The sequence below is a fragment of the Pseudomonas sp. CFBP13509 genome (assembly GCF_005233485.1).
GTDB classification, from domain to species: domain Bacteria; phylum Pseudomonadota; class Gammaproteobacteria; order Pseudomonadales; family Pseudomonadaceae; genus Aquipseudomonas; species Aquipseudomonas marginalis.
In genome coordinates this window covers 300,972-320,000 of record NZ_QGAA01000002.1, presented here as the reverse complement: position 1 = coordinate 320,000, position 19,029 = coordinate 300,972, and the positions used below count along the sequence as shown (strand labels likewise).

16 protein-coding genes are annotated in these 19,029 nt (G+C 61.2%); 5 read left to right on the top strand and 11 right to left on the bottom strand.

The features are described from left to right. Positions 1-181: 181 nt before the first annotated feature. From gltB to PspCFBP13509_RS04820, 4 genes are all read left to right on the top strand, one after another. Positions 182-4,627 (top strand): glutamate synthase large subunit, encoded by a 4,446-nt coding sequence (gene gltB, locus PspCFBP13509_RS04835; protein WP_065946654.1) that lies wholly within the window; start codon positions 182-184, stop codon positions 4,625-4,627. Between the two features lie 32 nt (positions 4,628-4,659). Continuing rightward, positions 4,660-6,078, top strand: a complete 1,419-nt coding sequence (locus tag PspCFBP13509_RS04830; protein ID WP_053140574.1) for an FAD-dependent oxidoreductase — start codon at positions 4,660-4,662, stop codon at positions 6,076-6,078. A gap of 243 nt (positions 6,079-6,321) precedes the next feature. Continuing rightward, positions 6,322-7,389, top strand: coding sequence for a uroporphyrinogen decarboxylase (gene hemE, locus PspCFBP13509_RS04825; protein ID WP_137211636.1), 1,068 nt, complete (start codon positions 6,322-6,324; stop codon positions 7,387-7,389). Positions 7,390-7,584: 195 nt separating this feature from the next. Then, complete coding sequence (locus tag PspCFBP13509_RS04820) at positions 7,585-8,163, top strand: cytochrome b/b6 domain-containing protein (RefSeq protein ID WP_065946652.1); 579 nt, start codon at positions 7,585-7,587, stop codon at positions 8,161-8,163. Here the strand turns inward: PspCFBP13509_RS04820 and PspCFBP13509_RS04815 are convergent. The 3 genes from PspCFBP13509_RS04815 to PspCFBP13509_RS04805 all read right to left on the bottom strand — a co-directional run bounded on the left by PspCFBP13509_RS04815 (position 8,121) and on the right by PspCFBP13509_RS04805 (position 11,333). Beyond that, positions 8,121-8,765: a retron system putative HNH endonuclease gene (locus PspCFBP13509_RS04815; protein ID WP_083221129.1), complete on the bottom strand. Its 645-nt coding sequence runs from the start codon at positions 8,763-8,765 to the stop codon at positions 8,121-8,123. The genes PspCFBP13509_RS04820 and PspCFBP13509_RS04815 overlap by 43 nt on opposite strands. Beyond that, positions 8,762-10,027, bottom strand: coding sequence for an AAA family ATPase (locus PspCFBP13509_RS04810; RefSeq protein ID WP_065946651.1), 1,266 nt, complete (start codon positions 10,025-10,027; stop codon positions 8,762-8,764). The genes PspCFBP13509_RS04815 and PspCFBP13509_RS04810 overlap by 4 nt, the downstream gene beginning before the upstream one ends. A gap of 76 nt (positions 10,028-10,103) precedes the next feature. Continuing rightward, on the bottom strand, positions 10,104-11,333 hold the full coding sequence (locus PspCFBP13509_RS04805) for an MFS transporter (RefSeq protein ID WP_409999752.1): 1,230 nt from the start codon (positions 11,331-11,333) through the stop codon (positions 10,104-10,106). Between the two features lie 172 nt (positions 11,334-11,505). Here PspCFBP13509_RS04805 and PspCFBP13509_RS04800 point away from each other — a divergent pair, with 172 nt between their 5' ends. Further along, on the top strand, positions 11,506-12,414 hold the full coding sequence (locus PspCFBP13509_RS04800) for a LysR family transcriptional regulator (protein WP_065925704.1): 909 nt from the start codon (positions 11,506-11,508) through the stop codon (positions 12,412-12,414). A gap of 110 nt (positions 12,415-12,524) precedes the next feature. On the opposite strand, the gene PspCFBP13509_RS04795 is transcribed toward PspCFBP13509_RS04800, so the two are convergent. Genes PspCFBP13509_RS04795 through PspCFBP13509_RS04760 form a run of 8 tightly spaced genes read right to left on the bottom strand, consistent with a single transcriptional unit; the run spans position 12,525 to position 19,027 of the window. Next, complete coding sequence (locus tag PspCFBP13509_RS04795; RefSeq protein WP_065946649.1) at positions 12,525-12,971, bottom strand: hypothetical protein; 447 nt, start codon at positions 12,969-12,971, stop codon at positions 12,525-12,527. A gap of 26 nt (positions 12,972-12,997) precedes the next feature. Continuing rightward, positions 12,998-14,224, bottom strand: coding sequence for a beta-ketoacyl-ACP synthase (locus PspCFBP13509_RS04790; RefSeq protein ID WP_027604993.1), 1,227 nt, complete (start codon positions 14,222-14,224; stop codon positions 12,998-13,000). Then, complete coding sequence (fabG, locus tag PspCFBP13509_RS04785) at positions 14,224-14,952, bottom strand: 3-oxoacyl-ACP reductase FabG (RefSeq protein ID WP_065925701.1); 729 nt, start codon at positions 14,950-14,952, stop codon at positions 14,224-14,226. The genes PspCFBP13509_RS04790 and fabG overlap by 1 nt, the downstream gene beginning before the upstream one ends. Next, a complete protein-coding gene (locus PspCFBP13509_RS04780; RefSeq protein ID WP_065940800.1) occupies positions 14,949-15,410 on the bottom strand; it encodes an ApeP family dehydratase in 462 nt (153 codons plus the stop codon). Before PspCFBP13509_RS04780 ends, fabG begins: the two co-directional genes overlap by 4 nt. Next, complete coding sequence (locus PspCFBP13509_RS04775) at positions 15,407-16,573, bottom strand: beta-ketoacyl-[acyl-carrier-protein] synthase family protein (RefSeq protein ID WP_137211634.1); 1,167 nt, start codon at positions 16,571-16,573, stop codon at positions 15,407-15,409. Before PspCFBP13509_RS04775 ends, PspCFBP13509_RS04780 begins: the two co-directional genes overlap by 4 nt. After that, complete coding sequence (locus tag PspCFBP13509_RS04770; RefSeq protein WP_065946647.1) at positions 16,570-17,052, bottom strand: hypothetical protein; 483 nt, start codon at positions 17,050-17,052, stop codon at positions 16,570-16,572. The genes PspCFBP13509_RS04775 and PspCFBP13509_RS04770 overlap by 4 nt, the downstream gene beginning before the upstream one ends. Continuing rightward, positions 17,049-17,783, bottom strand: a complete 735-nt coding sequence (locus PspCFBP13509_RS04765; RefSeq protein WP_065925698.1) for a class I SAM-dependent methyltransferase — start codon at positions 17,781-17,783, stop codon at positions 17,049-17,051. The genes PspCFBP13509_RS04770 and PspCFBP13509_RS04765 overlap by 4 nt, the downstream gene beginning before the upstream one ends. Next, positions 17,780-19,027, bottom strand: a complete 1,248-nt coding sequence (locus PspCFBP13509_RS04760; protein ID WP_065925697.1) for an NAD(P)/FAD-dependent oxidoreductase — start codon at positions 19,025-19,027, stop codon at positions 17,780-17,782. The genes PspCFBP13509_RS04765 and PspCFBP13509_RS04760 overlap by 4 nt, the downstream gene beginning before the upstream one ends. Positions 19,028-19,029: the final 2 nt, after the last annotated feature.

Below are 19,029 nucleotides of genomic sequence, written 5' to 3'. Positions count from 1 at the left end.
TCATAAATGCGACATAGATTTGCGACATTTCGTCGCTAAATTTGTGAGCGTCTGTGTCGGTGTGTACAATGACCTCCCTTTTGCCCCCGCTAAGCCGGCGTACGTTCGGCGTGGAAGGTAACCGGTTGAATTGAAAAGAAATTTGCCTCGATATAAGAGGCAGCCTGGTGAGAAAGTGTCTATGAAAGCAGGTCTGTACCAACCCGATGAATTCAAGGATAACTGCGGTTTCGGCCTGATAGCCCATATGCAGGGCGAGCCCAGTCATACCCTTTTGCAAACGGCCATCGAGGCCCTGACCTGCATGACCCACCGCGGTGGGATCAACGCCGACGGCAAGACCGGTGACGGTTGCGGCTTGCTGATTCAAAAGCCCGACCAGTTCCTGCGCGCGGTCGCCAAGGAGCATTTCGCGGTCGACCTGCCCAAGCAGTACGCCGTGGGCATGGTATTTTTCAACCAGGACCCGGTCAAAGCCGAAGCCGCTCGCGAGAACATGAACCGCGAGATCATCGCTGCCGGCCTGCAGCTGGTGGGCTGGCGTAAAGTGCCGATCGACACCAGCGTGCTCGGCCGCCTGGCCCTGGAGCGCCTGCCGCAGATCGAACAAGTGTTCATCGCAGGCGACGGCCTGAGCGACCAGGATATGGCGATCAAGCTGTTCACCTCCCGTCGTCGCTCGTCCGTGGCCAACGCCGCCGATGTCGACCACTACATCTGCAGCTTTTCCCACAAGACCATCATTTATAAAGGCCTGATGATGCCGGCGGACTTGACCGCCTTCTATCCAGACCTGAGCGATGAGCGCCTGCAAACCGCCATTTGCGTGTTCCACCAGCGCTTCTCCACCAACACCCTGCCGAAATGGCCGCTGGCCCAGCCATTCCGCTTCCTCGCCCACAACGGCGAGATCAACACCATCACCGGCAACCGCAACTGGGCCGTGGCCCGTCGCACCAAGTTCGCCAACGATTTGATGGACCTGGAAGAGCTCGGCCCACTGGTCAACCGCGTGGGCTCCGACTCCTCCAGCATGGACAACATGCTCGAGCTGATGGTCACCGGCGGCATCGACCTGTTCCGTGGCGTGCGTATGATCATTCCGCCTGCGTGGCAGAACGTCGAGACCATGGACCCGGATCTGCGTGCATTCTACGAGTACAACTCGATGCACATGGAGCCGTGGGACGGCCCGGCCGGCGTGGTCATGACCGACGGTCGCTACGCGGTGTGCCTGCTCGACCGTAACGGTCTGCGCCCGGCCCGCTGGGTCACGACCACCAACGGTTTCATCACCCTGGCGTCGGAAATCGGCGTGTGGAACTACAAGCCGCAAGACGTTATCGCCAAGGGCCGTGTAGGCCCTGGCCAGATCCTCGCCGTGGACACCGAAACCGGCCAGATCCTCGACACCGATGCCATCGACAACCGCTTGAAGTCCCGTCACCCGTACAAGCAATGGCTGCGCAAGAACGCCCTGCGCATCCAGGCGACCATGGAAGACAACGACCACGGTTCGGCGTTCTACGACATCGACCAGCTCAAGCAGTACATGAAGATGTACCAGGTCACGTTCGAAGAGCGCGACCAGGTCCTGCGCCCGCTCGGCGAGCAGGGCTACGAGGCGGTCGGCTCCATGGGCGATGACACGCCGATGGCCGTGCTGTCCCAGCGCGTGCGCACGCCGTATGACTATTTCCGCCAGCAGTTCGCCCAGGTGACCAACCCACCGATCGACCCGCTGCGCGAAGCCATCGTGATGTCCCTGGAAGTGTGCCTCGGTGCCGAGCGCAACATCTTCCAGGAGTCGCCTGAGCACGCCTCCCGCGTGATCCTCAGCTCGCCGGTCGTTTCCCCGGCCAAGTGGCGTTCGCTGATGACCCTGGAGCGGCCGGGTTTCGACCGCCAGATCATCGACCTGAACTACGACGAGAGCCTCGGCCTTGAAGCCGCTGTGCGCAACGTCGCCGACCAGGCCGAAGAAGCCGTGCGCGCCGGGCGTACCCAGATCGTGCTGACCGACCGTCATATCGCTCCAGGCAAATTGCCGATCCACGCGTCTCTGGCCACCGGCGCGGTGCACCACCGCCTGACCGAAAAAGGCCTGCGCTGCGACTCCAACATCCTCGTGGAAACCGCCACCGCCCGCGACCCGCACCACTTTGCGGTGTTGATCGGCTTCGGCGCCTCGGCGGTGTACCCTTTCCTCGCTTATGAAGTGCTGGGTGACCTGATCCGTACCGGTGAAGTACTGGGCGACCTCTACGAGGTGTTCAAGAACTACCGCAAGGGCATCACCAAGGGCCTGCTGAAGATCCTGTCGAAGATGGGCATCTCCACCGTCACCTCCTACCGTGGCGCGCAGCTGTTCGAAGCCATCGGCCTGTCGGAAGAAGTTTGCGAGCTGAGCTTCCGTGGCGTGCCGAGCCGCATCAAGGGTGCGCGTTTCGTCGACATCGAAGCCGAACAGAAAGCCCTGGCCGCCGAAGCCTGGAGCGCGCGCAAGCCGATCCAGCAAGGTGGCCTGCTCAAGTTCGTGCACGGTGGCGAATACCACGCCTACAACCCGGACGTGGTGAGTACCCTGCAAGCCGCCGTGCAGCAGGGCGACTACGCCAAGTTCAAGGAATACACCGCGCTGGTGGATAACCGCCCGGTGTCGATGATCCGCGACCTGTTCAAGGTGAAGACCCTGGATACGCCGCTGGCCATCAGCGAAATCGAACCGCTGGAATCGATCCTCAAGCGCTTCGACTCTGCCGGTATTTCCCTGGGCGCCTTGTCGCCTGAGGCCCACGAAGCCCTGGCCGAAGCCATGAACCGCCTGGGCGCGCGTTCCAACTCCGGTGAAGGCGGTGAAGACCCGGCGCGCTACGGCACCATCAAGAGCTCGAAAATCAAGCAGGTTGCCACTGGCCGTTTCGGTGTGACCCCGGAATACCTGGTCAACGCCGAAGTGCTGCAGATCAAGGTGGCCCAGGGCGCCAAGCCCGGTGAGGGCGGCCAACTGCCGGGCGGCAAGGTCAATGGCCTGATCGCCAAGCTGCGTTATGCGGTACCGGGCGTGACCCTGATCTCGCCGCCGCCGCACCACGACATCTACTCGATTGAAGACTTGTCGCAGCTGATTTTCGACCTGAAGCAAGTCAACCCGCAGGCCCTGGTCTCGGTGAAACTGGTCGCAGAGGCGGGCGTCGGTACCATCGCCGCCGGCGTGGCCAAGGCCTACGCCGACCTGATCACCATCTCCGGCTACGACGGCGGCACCGGCGCATCGCCGCTGACCTCGATCAAGTACGCCGGCGCGCCGTGGGAACTCGGCCTGGCGGAAACCCACCAGACCCTGCGCGGCAACGACCTGCGCGGCAAAGTGCGGGTGCAGACCGACGGCGGCCTGAAGACCGGCCTCGACGTGATCAAGGCCGCCATCCTCGGCGCCGAGAGCTTCGGTTTCGGCACCGCGCCGATGATCGCCCTGGGTTGCAAATACCTGCGCATCTGCCACCTGAACAACTGCGCCACCGGCGTCGCCACTCAGAACGAAAAGCTGCGCAAGGATCACTACATCGGCACCGTCGACATGGTGGTGAACTTCTTCACCTACGTCGCCGAAGAGACCCGTGAGTGGCTGGCCAAGCTCGGCGTACGTTCCCTGGAAGAGCTGATCGGGCGCACCGATCTGCTGGACATCCTCGAAGGCCAGACCGCCAAGCAACAGCACCTGGACCTGACGCCGTTGTTGGGCAGCGATCACATCCCGGCAGACAAGCCACAATTCTGCCAGGTGGATCGCAACCCGCCGTTCGACAAGGGCCTGCTGGCCGAGAAGATGGTCGAAATGGCCGGTTCCTCGATCAACGACGCCAGTGGTGGCGAATTCGCCCTGGATATCTGCAACTGCGACCGTTCCATCGGCGCACGCATCTCCGGCGAAATCGCACGCAAGCATGGCAACCAGGGCATGGCGAAAGCGCCAATCACCTTCCGCTTCAAGGGCACTGCGGGCCAGAGCTTCGGCGTCTGGAACGCCGGCGGCCTGCACATGTACCTGGAAGGCGACGCCAACGACTACGTAGGCAAGGGCATGACCGGCGGCAAGCTGGTCATCGTTCCGCCCAAAGGTAGCGTCTACAAGACCCAGGACAGTGCCATCATCGGCAACACCTGCCTGTACGGTGCCACCGGTGGCAAGCTGTTCGCCGCCGGTACGGCCGGTGAGCGTTTCGCCGTGCGTAACTCCGGTGCCCACACCGTGGTCGAAGGCACTGGCGATCACTGCTGCGAGTACATGACCGGGGGCTTTGTCGCGGTATTGGGCAAGACCGGTTACAACTTCGGTTCGGGCATGACCGGCGGTTTCGCCTACGTGCTCGACCAGGACAACACCTTCGTCGACAAGGTCAACCACGAGTTGGTCGAGATCCAGCGGATCAGCGGCGAAGCCATGGAATCCTACCGGAACCACTTGCAGCACGTGCTGGACGAGTACGTCGAGGAGACCGGCAGCGAATGGGGGCGTAACCTCGCCGAAAACCTCGATGATTACCTGCGTCGTTTCTGGCTGGTCAAGCCCAAGGCTGCCAACCTGAAATCGTTGCTTTCCAGCATCCGTGCCAACCCGCAGTGATATGCGCCTGAAGAGTTTGATGAGGTTTTAACATGGCTGAACGTCTGAATAACGACTTCCAGTTCATCGATGTCGGGCGCAAAGATCCGAAGAAGAAACTGTTGCGTCAACGCAAGAAAGAGTTCGTGGAAATCTACGAGCCCTTCAAACCCCAGCATTCGGCCGATCAGGCCCACCGCTGCCTGGGTTGCGGTAACCCGTATTGCGAATGGAAGTGCCCGGTGCACAACTTCATTCCCAACTGGCTCAAGCTGGTGGCCGAGGGCAACATCCTCGCCGCCGCCGAGCTGTCCCACCAGACCAACACCCTGCCGGAAGTTTGCGGCCGGGTGTGCCCGCAGGACCGCCTGTGCGAGGGTGCCTGCACCCTGAACGACGGCTTCGGCGCGGTGACCATCGGTTCGGTGGAGAAGTACATCACCGATACCGCGTTCGCCATGGGCTGGCGTCCGGACATGTCCAAGGTAAAGCCGACCGGCAAGCGTGTCGCGATCATCGGTGCGGGCCCGGCGGGCCTGGGCTGTGCCGACGTGCTGGTGCGCGGCGGCGTGACCCCGGTGGTGTTCGACAAGAACCCGGAAATCGGCGGCCTGCTGACCTTCGGCATCCCCGAGTTCAAGCTGGAAAAGACCGTGTTGAGCAATCGCCGCGAAGTCTTCACCGGCATGGGCATCGAGTTCCGCCTGAACACGGAGATCGGCAAAGACGTGACCATGGAGCAACTGCTCGAAGAATACGATGCCGTGTTCATGGGCATGGGCACCTACACCTACATGAAGGGCGGCTTTGCCGGTGAGGACCTGCCGGGCGTTTACGACGCGTTGGACTTCCTGATCGCCAACGTCAACCGCAACCTGGGCTTTGAAAAGTCGCCGGAAGATTTCGTCGACATGAAAGGCAAGAAGGTCGTGGTCCTCGGCGGCGGCGACACCGCGATGGACTGCAACCGTACCTCGATCCGCCAGGGCGCCAAGTCGGTGACCTGTGCGTATCGCCGTGACGAAGCCAACATGCCCGGCTCGCGCAAAGAGGTGAAGAACGCCAAGGAAGAAGGCGTGAAATTCCTCTACAACCGCCAGCCGATCGCCATCGTCGGTGAAGACCGCGTCGAAGGCGTGAAGGTGGTCGAGACCCGTCTCGGCGAACCGGACGCCCGTGGCCGCCGCAGCCCCGAGCCGATCCCGGGCTCCGAAGAGATCATCCCGGCCGACGCCGTGGTCATCGCTTTCGGTTTCCGCCCAAGCCCGGCGCCGTGGTTCGAGCAGTTCGAGATCCAGACCGACAGCCAGGGCCGCGTTGTCGCCCCGGAACAAGGCCAGTACAAGCACCAGACCAGCAACCCGAAAATCTTCGCCGGTGGCGACATGGTGCGCGGCTCTGACCTGGTAGTGACGGCGATCTTCGAAGGCCGCAATGCCGCCGAAGGGATCCTGGACTACCTGCAAGTCTGACCCTGATCCCAGGTTGAAATGCAATCAAAATGTGGGAGGGGGCTTGCTGTGGTGAGCGGGCTTGTCCCGCGCCGGGCTGCGAAGCAGCCCCTTTGATCTGCGGTGAACCCGACGGGGGGCAAGCCCCCTCACCACAGCTAGCTACCGCGACAAATTGACCCGATAGACAAAAGGCACCGCTCTTGCCGTGCCTTTTGCGTCGCGCTCTGAGAAAATGCCCGCACTTTTTTTGCGGATGCCGACATGACTGCCCTCAAGAACGACCGTTTCCTTCGTGCCCTGCTCAAGCAACCCGTGGACGTCACCCCTGTGTGGATGATGCGCCAGGCCGGTCGCTACCTGCCGGAATACCGCGCCAGTCGCGCCCACGCCGGCGACTTCATGAGCCTGTGCATGAACCCGGAGTTCGCCTGCGAAGTCACGCTGCAGCCACTGGATCGCTACCCGCAACTGGACGCGGCCATCCTCTTCTCCGACATCCTCACCATCCCTGACGCCATGGGCCAAGGCCTGTACTTCGAGACCGGCGAAGGCCCGCGTTTCAAGAAAGCCATCAGCACCCTGGCCGATATCGAAGCCCTGCCGATCCCCGACCCGCACAAAGACCTTGGCTACGTGATGGACGCCGTCAGCACCATCCGCCGCGAGCTGAACGGCCGCGTGCCGCTGATCGGCTTCTCCGGCAGCCCATGGACCCTGGCCACCTATATGGTCGAAGGCGGCTCGTCGAAAGACTTCCGCAAGACCAAGGCCATGCTCTACGACAACCCGCAAGCCATGCACCTGCTGCTGGACAAGCTGGCCCAGTCGGTCACCTCCTACCTCAACGGCCAGATCATGGCCGGTGCGCAAGCCGTGCAGATCTTCGATACCTGGGGCGGCAACCTGTCCGCGGCGGCGTACCAGGAATTCTCCCTGGCCTACATGCGCAAGATCGTCAGCGGCCTGATCCGTGAACACGAAGGCCGCAAAGTGCCGGTCATCCTGTTCACCAAGGGCGGTGGCCTGTGGCTTGAGAGCATCGCCGACGCTGGCGCGGATGCACTGGGCCTGGATTGGACCTGCGATATCGGCGATGCCCGTCGTCGTGTCGGTGACAAGGTCGCGCTGCAAGGCAACATGGACCCGACCGTGCTGTACGCCAAGCCGGAAGCAATCCGCACCGAAGTCGGTCGCATCCTGGCCAGCTACGGCACAGGCAGCGGCCACGTGTTCAACCTCGGCCATGGCATCACTCCGGAAGTGAACCCGGACCATGCGGGTGCGTTCCTGCAGGCCGTGCACGAGCTGTCAGCGCAATACCACCCGTAATATTCCCGCCTGAATCGGATCCCCCTTTGCTTGACGAAGGGGGATTCGTTGCGTTTCAGCGTTCGTTAAGTCCTGCCTTGGTAGTGTGGGTGCTTTGGGATTTCTCCTACAGTCTCCGGTAACTTGCCTCGGTAAAAATCCTACCCGACTCTTCCTCTCGCCAGTGCATGGCGTTTATTGTCAGGTGATATCAGGATGAACACTTCAGCGTATTCAACGAGCCAGAAACTGCTGCATTGGGTTTCGGCTGTCATTATTGTGTGGGCGTTATTGTCGGGTTTTTTCGTGGCTGTATTCAGCGTGCCCGCCTCGGTCAAGGCGTGGGTGGCGTTCTTCAATGTGTCGCTGACCACTGTCTATATTCCGGTGTTTGTCTTGCGGGTCTATTGTTCCTTTGCCCACGGCCTGGACTTTTCCGTCAAGCGAACACTGCAGGAATACCTGGCGTTGCTGGTTCATAAGGCCATGTACCTGGTGCTCGCCGTGGTGTTGGCGACCGGCGTGCTGATGATGGATCGCCCGATCAATATCTTTAACCTGCTCTCCATCGCCCCCCTCGACAACGACCCGGCCCGCATCGCCCTGTATACCCGTGTGCATGTGCTCTCGTGTGTGGGGTTGCTGCTGATGCTGGTCCTGCATATCGGCGCCGTGGTCATGCATGAGCGCCGAGGCAAGCGGGTGATGGCGCGGATGTCTTTTGAGAAGACATCCGGTGCTGTGCTCGGGGATCAGGGTGTCAGAATTTGTTCTGCAAATCGTGCAACCACATGATCGAAGGCTTGCTGATTACCGAGTTCTATCGCGCGTAATGCAGTCGTAATGGTTTTGAAGTCCTCGTCAGTGGCCTGGGCAACAAATGCCGGATCGAATACGCGCTCTAAGGCATCTTGGCGGCGGTTGTTCAGATAGGCGATATCCAAGGCTAGGACTTCGATCATTTTTGTTGCTGGCGAGTCATTGGTATGTGTCGCTTGGATTTGCCCCGTCAATAGATAGCGGAAGCGCAGTTCACAACCGTCCTCGGTGGGCGAGATATGTTCAGCTTCATCAAACCAATTGCCTTTGACGTGCCCGCAATGCAAAGGCGAACCGGGCTTGGTTTCCCTGATGCAGGAGGCATGAAGGTTTTGGTATTCAAGCGCCAGCTCTTCGAAATGCTCCTGGGGACGGAAGTGTTCGATGTGGCTGGATGCAGCATCAATATCTCTGCCGCAGTAACAACAAAAGCCACCTTGTTCCAGCAATAAGCTGACATGCAGTTCACGTTTTTCGGGATTCTGCAGCGTAGAGTATGTGGGTACCCATTCGTCGTTGATTGAAGCTTTCCACTGACTAAAAGAAGCAGGTTCAGTTCCTTTGAACACTTGTTTCATTTTCCGAGTATCTCCTTGCGGCGAATCAGCGCTTGGGCACCAGCAAATTCGGGTAGGTCTGGCGCTAGTTTTTTAAGTGCTTGGAGCTGGGTTTTGGCCTTTTCCAGTTCGTTATCTTCGATGGTGCTGAATAGTTCGCTTAGAAGTACTTCTACTTTTGGCTCGCGCTCGGAGACACCCATGACTTCTTCAAGGATTCGGCTGGAGTCTAATCCATAAGTAACGCGGGGATGAGAGGGGGATTCATTAGTTAAGAGAATGACTTCTCCTGGCCTGAGACTACCAATAATTTGAGGCGAGTGACTGGCTGCGATGAATTGGATTTTAGGGAATAGTTTTTTCAAAGTCGAAGCTATTGTCCGCTGCCATCCAGGGTGCAAGTGGATGTCCAGTTCGTCGATTATGACAATTCCAGTTGTCTCTTCTAAAACTTTATTTTTTAAGTGTGGATTGAGTAGGCACATTCGCCGGGCTATGTCAGAAACCATTGCCAGCATGCCGCGCTGTCCATCGCTCAAACTGTTAAAAGTTAAGCTTCTATTGTTTTCAAAATGCACCAGTAAGCTGCGAATACCAAGGTCGTACTCAATCCCTTTTGCGTCAGGTAGAGCGTGGGTCAGCGCTGAATTTATCAGTTGGAGCTCGTCATTGAACTTGGGTGATGCTGTGGAACGAGACATTTTCTGAAGGCGTTCTAAGGTTTTTCCAATAAGCCAGCTTTCAAATGTTTCTAGATTTGCAGAGGCATCAAACCAGTCTTTGTAGGCGTCTAGTCTTGAGGGTTGTTGGCGTGCTGCGAATTCAACAGATATATCAGACGAATTCCATCGGCGGTCAGCTCGATAAAAAGCCATGAGCGGGAGATCAACAATTTTTTTTGATGATGGGTTGAGGATATCAATTGAACTGTTGAGTACTGGGATATCAAAGACCTTGAGTTGACCTTCACGTACCAACGATTCATTCCAAGCCGCGCGGCCGAAAGCGGAGCCGACAGCATCCAGTGTCACGGGATATATACGTTCAAACCTATAGCGACCCTCGAACTCTTGGATTTCGAACCTTGCATCTTGGTTTGAGATCTGAAGAGCCGCTCCCCCCAATGACGATGAAAACGAATACAGGCTTGCCGCCACCGCCTGCAACAACGAAGTCTTGCCACTCCCATTAACCCCCACCACCAGGTTAAAACCCGGCTGAAAGTCAAAAGTGGCATCTTCGTAGCAACGAAAATTCTGAATATGAAGCTGGTCCAGGCGCATTCTGGCTTTCCTTTACCAAGACTGACGAATGCCGACAGTGTACCTTGGCCCGCCGGAACCGCCAGAGGTGCAGGCGTTACGCGCTTTTTGCGCTCCCCAACGGCGGCAACTTTGCCAACTTTAACGCCACCAGCAACGCACCCATCAACAGCGCCACGATAAACGCGCCGATGCCGTTCCATCCGCCGAAGTGCCAGAAGAATCCGCCCGCTGTCCCGGCGATGCTTGAGCCTACGTAATAGCAAAACAGATACAGCGACGACGCCTGCCCCTTGGCTTTCACCGCGCGGCGCCCGATCCAGCTGCTGGCCACCGAGTGGGCGCCAAAGAAGCCGAAGGTGAAGATCAGCATACCCGGCACCACCAGCCACAGTGGGGTGAACAGGGTCAGGGCCATGCCGGCGAGCATCAGCACGATGGTGGCCCAGAGCACGCGGCGGCGGCCGAGGCGGTCGGCCAGGGAGCCGATTTTCGCCGAGCTGTAGATGCCCGAGAGGTACACCAGCGACAGCAGGCCCACCACGGCCTGGCTCAGGTCATACGGGTCGGCCAGCAGGCGATAGCCGATGTAGTTGAACATCGTCACGAACGCGCCCATCAGCAGGAAGGCTTCAAGGAACAGCCACGGCAGGCCGGCATCCTTGAAATGCATGACGAAGCCGTCCACCAGGCTGCGTGGCTTGAGGCTGCTGGCGCGGAAGTTGCGCGATTCGGGGAGAATCTTCCAGAACACCGTGGCGGCAATCAACGCCAGGGCGCCGATGATCAGCATTGCGGTGTGCCAGCTGACGAAGTCGATCAGTACACCGATGATCAGGCGTCCGCTCATGCCCCCGATGGCATTGCCGCCGATGTACAGGCCCATGGCCAGGCCGATGTGCTGGGGGTGGATCTCTTCGCTCAGGTACGTCATCGCCACGGCAGCCAGGCCGCTCAAGGACAGGCCCACCAGCGCACGCATCAGCAAAATCCCTTCCCAGGACGGCATCAAGCCGCTGGCGATGGTCGCCAGCGCTGCGCAAAACAACGCGGCGACCATCACCGGCTTGCGGCCCAGGGTGTCGGAAATCGGCCCGGTAATCAGCAAACCCAGCGCCAGCATCGCCGTCGCCACTGAGAGGATCAGGCTGCTTTGTGCCGCATTGATCGAGAACTCGTGGGACAGCGCCGGCATCATCGGCTGCACACAATACAGCAGGGCGAACGTGGCGAAGCCGCCGGAGAACAGCGCCAGCACCGTGCGCATGAACATCGGCGTGCCTTTTTCGATGTACGCGTCATTGAGCTGCGCCACCACCTCATCCAGGGCGGTGGGCGGGACTTCTTGGGCGAATGGAGCGACAGCAGATTTCACGGAGACCTCGGGGAGGAAAAGCCTGCCAGGACTGGCAATGCAAAAAAGAATATAGCTGGCTAATGATTCTTTCCAATATATTGTTCGACCCGTTTGATAGCTTTTACGACCTAATGAGGCTGGCATGGAATTACGTCACCTGCGGTACTTCATCGCTGTCGCCGAGGAGCTGCACTTTGGTCGCGCGGCGCAGGTGCTGGGCATCTCGCAACCGCCATTGAGCCAGCAGATCCAGGCGCTGGAGCAGGAGGTGGGCGCGCGCTTGTTTGAGCGTACCAATCGTCGGGTCGAGCTGAGCGAGGCCGGGCGCTTGTTCCTGCATGAGGCGCGGCTGGTGCTGGCCCAGGTCGACAAGGCGGCGGACGTGGCCCGCCGTGCGCAGTTGGGGGAACTGGGCGAATTGAAGATTGGCTTCACCTCGTCGGCGCCGTTCAACTCCACGATTCCGCAGGCGATCTTCGCGTTTCGCCAAGCCTTCCCGGCGGTGCACCTGAACCTGCAGGAAATGAGCAGCACCGAAGTGGCCGAGTCGCTGGTGGATGAGTCGATCCAGGTTGGGCTGATGCGTCCGCTGCCGCTGCCGGACTCATTGAGTGTGATCGAGCTGATGCGCGAACCGCTGGTTGCCGTATTAAACGCTGACCACCCCTTAGTGGAGGGCAGTGAGCGTGGCCTGCACCTTGCGCAACTGGCGGAGGAACCGTTTGTATTTTTCCCTCGCACCTACGGCAGTGGCCTGTACGCCCAACTGCTCAACCTGGCCCGTGATGCCGGCTTCAGCCCGCACTTCGCCCAGGAAGCGGGGGAGGCGATGACCATCATCGGGTTGGTGGCGGCGGGCTTGGGCGTGTCGGTGCTGCCGGCGTCGTACCAACGGATACGCATCGATGGCGTGGTCTATCGCACCTTGCTGGATCAGGAGGCGGTGACGGCGGTATGGCTGGTGCAGCGCAAAGGCGCACAAACGCCGATGGCGAAGGCGTTTGTGGAGTTGTTGGTGGTGACCGGGCTAGCCCCAAATCTGACGCTGTGATCTGCCTGAAAAAACGCGGTGATCTTAATGGGGCTGCTACGCAGCCCAACGCTGGCGGTGCGACGATTCGACAAGCCCGCTCGCCACAGAGGTTGTGCCCGGCCTTGGTTTTACTTCGACGTTCCCGTCTGCTCAAACAACTGCGCTGCCGACCCTGCCTCACCACTCACGCCATTGCTGCGCAGTCCCGCCATGATGTCGCTGTCCAGGTTGTTCACCCAACGGTTGTAGTTGCGATGGATCTTGCCGTCCTTGTAGCCCAGTTGGCGGCTGTCGCGGTAGGTGATGGCGTAGCTGTTGCGGGTGTAGCGGATGTCGATGGCCGCGTAGTACTGGTTGCGCACGATGATTTCGGCCTGTACCAGTTGCGGGCTCAGGCGTTGCACTGTCCAATCGCGTTTTTGCAGGGCGTTGACGATCACCTTTTTCATCTTTTCTTCGCTGACCTGGGCGTCGGCCGGCAGGTCGTGCTGGGTGTTGAGGACCGGCTTGCTGGTGCAGCCGGCGGTGACCAGCAGAGCCAGGGTGATCAGGGTGACGCGTAGCAAGGAAGACATTCCGTATTCTCCAATCGATTAAAAAGTCAGGACCAGCGGCGGAAGATCAACGAAGTATTGACGCCGCCAAAGGCAAAGTTGTTGTTCATCACGTAGTCGTGGTGCATCTCGCGGAATTCACCCTGCAGGTAATCCAGCTCGCCGCATTGCGGGTCGACGGAGTCCAGGTTGAAGGTGTGCACGTATTGGTCGCGGTTCATCATCTCGATGCTGAACCACGATTCCAGCGCACCGCAGGCGCCCAAGGTGTGGCCGAGGAAGCTTTTCTGCGAGCTGATGGGCATGCGGCTGCCGAACAGGCTGCTGGTAGCCTGGGTCTCGGCGATATCGCCCTGGTCGGTGGCGGTGCCGTGGCCGTTGACGTAGCCGATGGCGGCCGGCTCCAGGCCCGCATCTTCCAGGGCCAGCTCCATGGCGCGGCGCATGGTTTTCTGTTCCGGGCGCGTGGTGTGCTGGCCGTCGGCATTGCTGCCGAAACCGACGATCTCGGCATGGATATGCGCGCCCCGCGCCAGTGCGTGTTCCAGCTCTTCGAGCACCAGCATGCCGCCGCCTTCGCCGATCACCAAGCCATCGCGGCCGCTGTCGTAGGGACGTGGACTGGTCTGCGGCGCATCGTTCTTCAGGCTGGTGGCATACAGCGCGTCGAACACCATGGCTTCGGTGGGGCACAGCTCCTCGGCGCCGCCGGCGAGCATCAACGGCAGACGGCCGAACTTGATCGCTTCATAGGCATAGCCGATGCCCTGGCTGCCGCTGGTACACGCGCTGGACGTGGGGATCAGCCGCCCGGTGAGGCCAAAGAAGATGCTGATATTCGCCGCCGTGGTGTGGGGCATCATGCGCACGTAGGAGTTGGCATTGAGCCCCTCGGCCACCGAGTTCAGCAGCATATTGCCGAAGGCCTTGATCTCATCGGTACTGCCGGTGGACGAGCCACAGGCCACGCCCATGCGCCCGTCCTTGATCGACTCGTCACCGAGCAAGCCCGCGTCCTGCAACGCCTGTTCCGCGGCCCACACCGCCAGGCGCGAGACGCGGCCCATGCTGCGCAGCTGCTTGCGCGTCCAATGGGCGGGCACGACGAAATCATCGACCGGCCCGGCCAGGCGCGTGTTCAATTCGGTAAAACGCTCCCACTCGTCCATGCGTCGGATGCCGCTGCGGTTGGCGCGGAAGTTGGCGGCGATGGTGTCCCAGTCGCTGCCCAGGGAGGTCACGCCGGCCATGCCGGTGACGACGACGCGTTTCATCAGCACAGGCCTCCATTCACGGCCAGGACCTGGCGCGTGATATAGCCGGCTTCGGCCGACATGAGGAAATTCACCGCACCGGCGACTTCTTCCGGGGTGCCCATGCGTTGCGCCGGGATCATCTTCATCAGTTCTTCCACCGGTACGTTTTCATCCAGCATGGCGGTGTCGATCAGGCCGGGGGCGACGCAGTTGACGGTGATCCTGCGCTTGCCCAGTTCGATGGCGAGGGCCTTGGCCGCACCGATCAGGCCGGCCTTGGAGGCGCTGTAGTTGACCTGGCCACGGTTGCCGATCAACCCGGAGACCGAGGTGATGCAGACGATACGCCCGGCTGCGCGACGACGAATCATCGGCATCATCACCGGGTGCAGCACGTTGTAGAAACCATCCAGGTTGGTGCGCATCACCACGTCCCAATCGTCTTCGGACAGGGCCGGGAAGGCGCCGTCGCGGGTCAGGCCGGCGTTGAGCACCACGCCGTAATAAGCACCGTGTTGCTCAACATCGGCTTCAAGGATCTGCTTGCACGCGGCGCGGTCCGCCACATCGAATTGCAGCACCCGCGCCTGGCGGCCCAGGGCCTCGATCTCGACCTGTACCGCGCAGGCTTCGGCCCGACCGCTGCGGCAATGCAGCACGATGTCATGCCCGGCCTGGGCCAGGCGCAGGGCAATGGCGCGGCCGATGCCACGGCTGGAGCCGGTGACCAGTACGGGTTCAGTCATGGCGTTTCGTCCTTCGATTCATCTAAATAGTTGGCCGCCTGGGGCGGTCGAAATACATTCAAGCGGGCGCTGGCCTGGATACCGCTACCGGTGAGGTGGCATTCGAACACACCCATGCCGTTGTCGTCTTCCAGGGAACGCAGGCCGTGGATGTTCAACTCGGCGCCGGCCGGGAAGTGTTCCACGTTGCACTCGAACTTGCGTGTGCCGAGCAGGAAGCCCAGTTCCACCGCTTCACCCTTTTGACGGGCGCGGCAGCCGGCGTAGGCGGCGACGCTCTGCGCCATCAACTCGATGCCGACCCAGGCCGGCAGGCTGCCGTCAGGGCGGTTGAACAGGCCGCCGGGCTTGACGGTGAGGCGGGTGTGAATCTGCTCTTCATCGAACGACAGTACCTGGTCGATCAGGATCATGTCGCCCGCGTGGGGCAGCAGTTCGGCGAGTGGCCAATCGGTCATGGGGCCTCTCCGATTATCAGGCTGACATTGTTGCCGCCGAAGGCAAACGAGTTGCTCATCAGTCGGGGTTTTTCCAAGGTGTCCCCCGCCTGCGCCCATTGCAGGGCGGGCAGCGCGGGGTCGGCCTGACCATCCCAAACGTGCGGCGGCACCCGGCCGTGGGCCAGGCTCAGCCAGCAGAACGCTGCTTCCAGCGCGCCGGCCGCGCCCAGGGTGTGGCCGCTCATGGGTTTGGTCGACGAGCAGGCCACGCCGTCGGGGAACAGGCTGGCGACGGCGAGGCTCTCCATGGCGTCGTTGTGTTGGGTGGCGGTGCCGTGCAGGTTCAGGTAGCCGATCTGCCCGGGCTGCACTTTTGCGCTGGCCAGTGCCTTGCGCATCGCCTGCAACGCGCCTTTGCCGGTGGGTTCCGGCGCGGAGATATGGTGCGCATCGCAACTCGCACCGCTGCCCAGCAGGGCGATCGCCGCAGGCGCTTTAGTCATCAGGAACAGCACCGCCGCTTCGCCGATATTGATGCCGTTGCGGTTCACCGAAAACGGGTTGCAGCGTTCGTTGGACACCGCCTCCAACGCGCCGAACCCATTGAGGGTCAGCTTGCACAGGCTGTCGACGCCGCCGCAGAGCACCGCGTCGCACACTCCCAGGTCGAGCAGGCGTTGTGCGCTCATCAAGGCCCGGGCGCTGGAGGTGCAGGCGGTGGAAATCACATAGGCCGGGCCGCTCAGTTGCAGCCAGTCGGCGAGAAAATTCGCCGGGGCGCTGAGTTCCTGTTGCTGGTAGTCGTAGTCGCTGGGGAAGTGCTGATCGCGCAGGTACTGGGCGATACCGCGGCTGGCTTCGTCGATGCCCGAGGTGCTGGTGCCGAGCACCACCCCGACCCGCGAGGCGCCATAGCGGTGGATCGCCTGGCGGATCTCGCCCTCGATCTGCAGCGCCGCCTCCAGCAGCAGTTGGTTATTGCGGCTGCTTTGCTGGCCGAGTTCCACCGGGATGGTCACCAGCTCGCCGTGCACACTGCCTACCGGCAGCGTGCGCTCCGGCACCCAGCCGCTTTCGGCACGCATCCCCGAGCAGTCGCCGGCAAACAGGCTGCGACTGACGGCGGCCTGGCCACGGCCGAGGGCGCAAATCACGCCGAGGGCATTGAGGTAGGCGCTCATCGGGCGGCACCGAGCGGCGTGATGCGGTAGCTCAAGGGCTGGCCGCTCATGTTCACACTGAAGACTTCTGACGATTGGTAGACGATCTGCCAATGGCCCGGCAGGGTGCGCGTGAGGTCCATCGCCTGGGCGCCAGGGTAGAGAGCGCGCACGTCATCGGCCGAGGCCAAGGCAAACAACAGTGCGGCAAACAGCTCGCGTGCCTGGGGATTGGGCGGCAGCAGACCGTCGGCCTGCCACTGGCCATCGATCAGTTTTTGCCGGGCCTGGGGAATGCCCAGGGGGTCCATCATCGACCAGCGGATTGCACCCCCTTCGCGTTGGATCACCAGCAGCCAGTCCTGGCTCTGGCCGTCTGCCAGGCGCTGCACATGCAGCTGTAGCGGCAAGGCCAAGGCCGGGGTTTTTTCAGGCAGCGGCGGCTGGCTGGCGCAGGCGCTCAGCAGCAACAGGCAACCGATCAATAGGCTGCGCATCATGGTGCGGCGCTCGCCAGGGGTTTGCGCGCCACGCAGTTGACCAGGGTTTCCTCACGCTGGCCCACCGGCGGCGGGTTACGCAGGCCCCAGCGCTCCAGCAGGCCGAAGTCGCGGGAACGGCTCCACCACAGGTAGGGGTACGAAACGTTCTGCGGGTCGAACTCAAAGCCCTGCTCGCGGAGCATCTGCAGGTACTCTTCGGCGCTTTTCTGCACATGCATGGGATGGCGGAACAGCCAGCGAATGACCCAGGTGTCGATATAGGCTTCGGTGGATTCGGCAAACAGCAAGTAACCGCCCGGCTTGAGCACCCGGTAGAACTCCTTGAGTGCGCGATGCTGTTCAACCAAGTGATGGAAGGTCTGGTGGCAGAACAGGATGTCGACGCTGGCGTCCGGCACATCGAGGGTGGCGCAGTCACTGCCGATCAATTCGATGGCCAAGCCCTGGCGCGCGGCTTCGGCCTTGCTCAGTTCCAGGCTGTGGGGGTCGGCATCCAGGCCGATCAGGCGCGCGGGGGCAAACACCTGCTGCAGGTATTGGAATGACTTGCCCTGGCCGCAACCGGCGTCCAGCAGCACCGGCGCCTCGGGCAACGGGTCGGTGAACAGGCTGCGCAGGTCGTTGATTGCCACGCGCAATACATGGTGCTGCCAGGTATGGCTGCGCAGGAACCAGAAGCCGAAGCGGGTTTCTTCGACGTAGTTTTTACTCAGGTATTGAGACGTCATACCGGTTCACTCGCACAAATTTCCGACAACATCCGCAAGCGCCGCTTGGGCTCGCTGACAAACGGGTTGCGTTCGTCCCACGCGTAACCTGCGAGGATCGAACTGATCATCCGGCGAATGTCCGGTGAGCTGCCGGGGTGGAAAATCACATCCTGGAAGGTGCCTGCATACCAGCCCTCGACGTAGCAGCGGAAGGTGTCGACACCGCGCTTGAGCGGCTCGGCAAACTCGGTTTGCCAGTCCACCGTTTCGCCTTTGAGCTGACGATGCAGCACGCCGGCGGCCATGCTCGCCGAGCGCATGGCGATGGTCACGCCGGAGGAGAACACCGGGTCGAGGAATTCCGCCGCATTGCCCAGCAGCGCAAAGCCGGGGCCGTGCAGGGTTTTGACGTTGGCCGAGTAGCCGCCGATGGTGCGCGCGGGGGTATCCCACACAGCGTGACGCAGTACACCGGACAGGCTTGGGGTTTCATCGATAAAACCCCGCAGGCAAGCGTCGAGATCGCTGTCGCGGCCGTCGAAATGCTCCTTGGCCGCGACCACACCCACCGAGCAGCGACCGTTGCTGAACGGGATGGTCCAGAACCAGATGTCGCGCTTCGTAGGGTGCGTGGTGACCAGGATCTTGGTGCGGTCGAAGCCTGGGTGTTCTATGCGGTCTTCAACGTGGGTGAACACCGCCTGGCGCAGCGGGAAATGCGACGGCGCCTCCAGGTCGAGCAGGCGCGGCAGTACGCGGCCGTAGCCGCTGGCATCAAGCACGAACTTGGCCTTGATGTGGTACTCGCTGCCGTTCTCACGGCGCACATGCAGGTAGCGGCACTCACCGGAGAAATCCACGCCGACGATGGTTTCGCCGTAGCGGATGTCGACGCCTTGCTGGGCGGCCTGATCGGCCAGCAACTTGTCGAACTCGCCGCGCTGCACCTGGAAGGTGGTGGGCTTGCCGTTGCTGAAGGTGTCACCGAAATCGAACGCGCTGTAACGCTCGCCCCAGGCAAACGCGGCACCGGTTTTTACCTGGAATCCCGCCGCCTGCACGGCGTCGAGCATGCCGGCTTCCTCGATAAAATCGATGCAGTGCGACAGCAGGCTTTCGCCAATCGAGAAGCGCGGGAAATGCTGGCGCTCGATGATCAATACATCATGCCCTTTGCGTTTGAGCAGTGCGGCGGCAATCGCGCCGGATGGCCCGGCACCAATCACCACGACCTGGCGACGTTCCATTTCAACTATGGGCACGA

What these genes read in the sequence shown, in the direction of transcription:
- fabG (WP_065925701.1), bottom strand. Translation starts at nt 14,952, where the DNA reads ATGACTGAACCCGTACTGGTCACCGGCTCCAGCCGTGGCATCGGCCGC.
- PspCFBP13509_RS04820 (WP_065946652.1), top strand. Translation starts at nt 7,585, where the DNA reads ATGAACACTTCAGCGTATTCAACGAGCCAGAAACTGCTGCATTGGGTT.
- PspCFBP13509_RS04800 (WP_065925704.1), top strand. Translation starts at nt 11,506, where the DNA reads ATGGAATTACGTCACCTGCGGTACTTCATCGCTGTCGCCGAGGAGCTG.
- PspCFBP13509_RS04780 (WP_065940800.1), bottom strand. Translation starts at nt 15,410, where the DNA reads ATGACCGATTGGCCACTCGCCGAACTGCTGCCCCACGCGGGCGACATG.
- PspCFBP13509_RS04765 (WP_065925698.1), bottom strand. Translation starts at nt 17,783, where the DNA reads ATGACGTCTCAATACCTGAGTAAAAACTACGTCGAAGAAACCCGCTTC.
- PspCFBP13509_RS04810 (WP_065946651.1), bottom strand. Translation starts at nt 10,027, where the DNA reads ATGCGCCTGGACCAGCTTCATATTCAGAATTTTCGTTGCTACGAAGAT.
- PspCFBP13509_RS04795 (WP_065946649.1), bottom strand. Translation starts at nt 12,971, where the DNA reads ATGTCTTCCTTGCTACGCGTCACCCTGATCACCCTGGCTCTGCTGGTC.
- PspCFBP13509_RS04770 (WP_065946647.1), bottom strand. Translation starts at nt 17,052, where the DNA reads ATGATGCGCAGCCTATTGATCGGTTGCCTGTTGCTGCTGAGCGCCTGC.
- PspCFBP13509_RS04775 (WP_137211634.1), bottom strand. Translation starts at nt 16,573, where the DNA reads ATGAGCGCCTACCTCAATGCCCTCGGCGTGATTTGCGCCCTCGGCCGT.
- PspCFBP13509_RS04815 (WP_083221129.1), bottom strand. Translation starts at nt 8,765, where the DNA reads ATGAAACAAGTGTTCAAAGGAACTGAACCTGCTTCTTTTAGTCAGTGG.
- hemE (WP_137211636.1), top strand. Translation starts at nt 6,322, where the DNA reads ATGACTGCCCTCAAGAACGACCGTTTCCTTCGTGCCCTGCTCAAGCAA.
- PspCFBP13509_RS04790 (WP_027604993.1), bottom strand. Translation starts at nt 14,224, where the DNA reads ATGAAACGCGTCGTCGTCACCGGCATGGCCGGCGTGACCTCCCTGGGC.
- gltB (WP_065946654.1), top strand. Translation starts at nt 182, where the DNA reads ATGAAAGCAGGTCTGTACCAACCCGATGAATTCAAGGATAACTGCGGT.
- PspCFBP13509_RS04830 (WP_053140574.1), top strand. Translation starts at nt 4,660, where the DNA reads ATGGCTGAACGTCTGAATAACGACTTCCAGTTCATCGATGTCGGGCGC.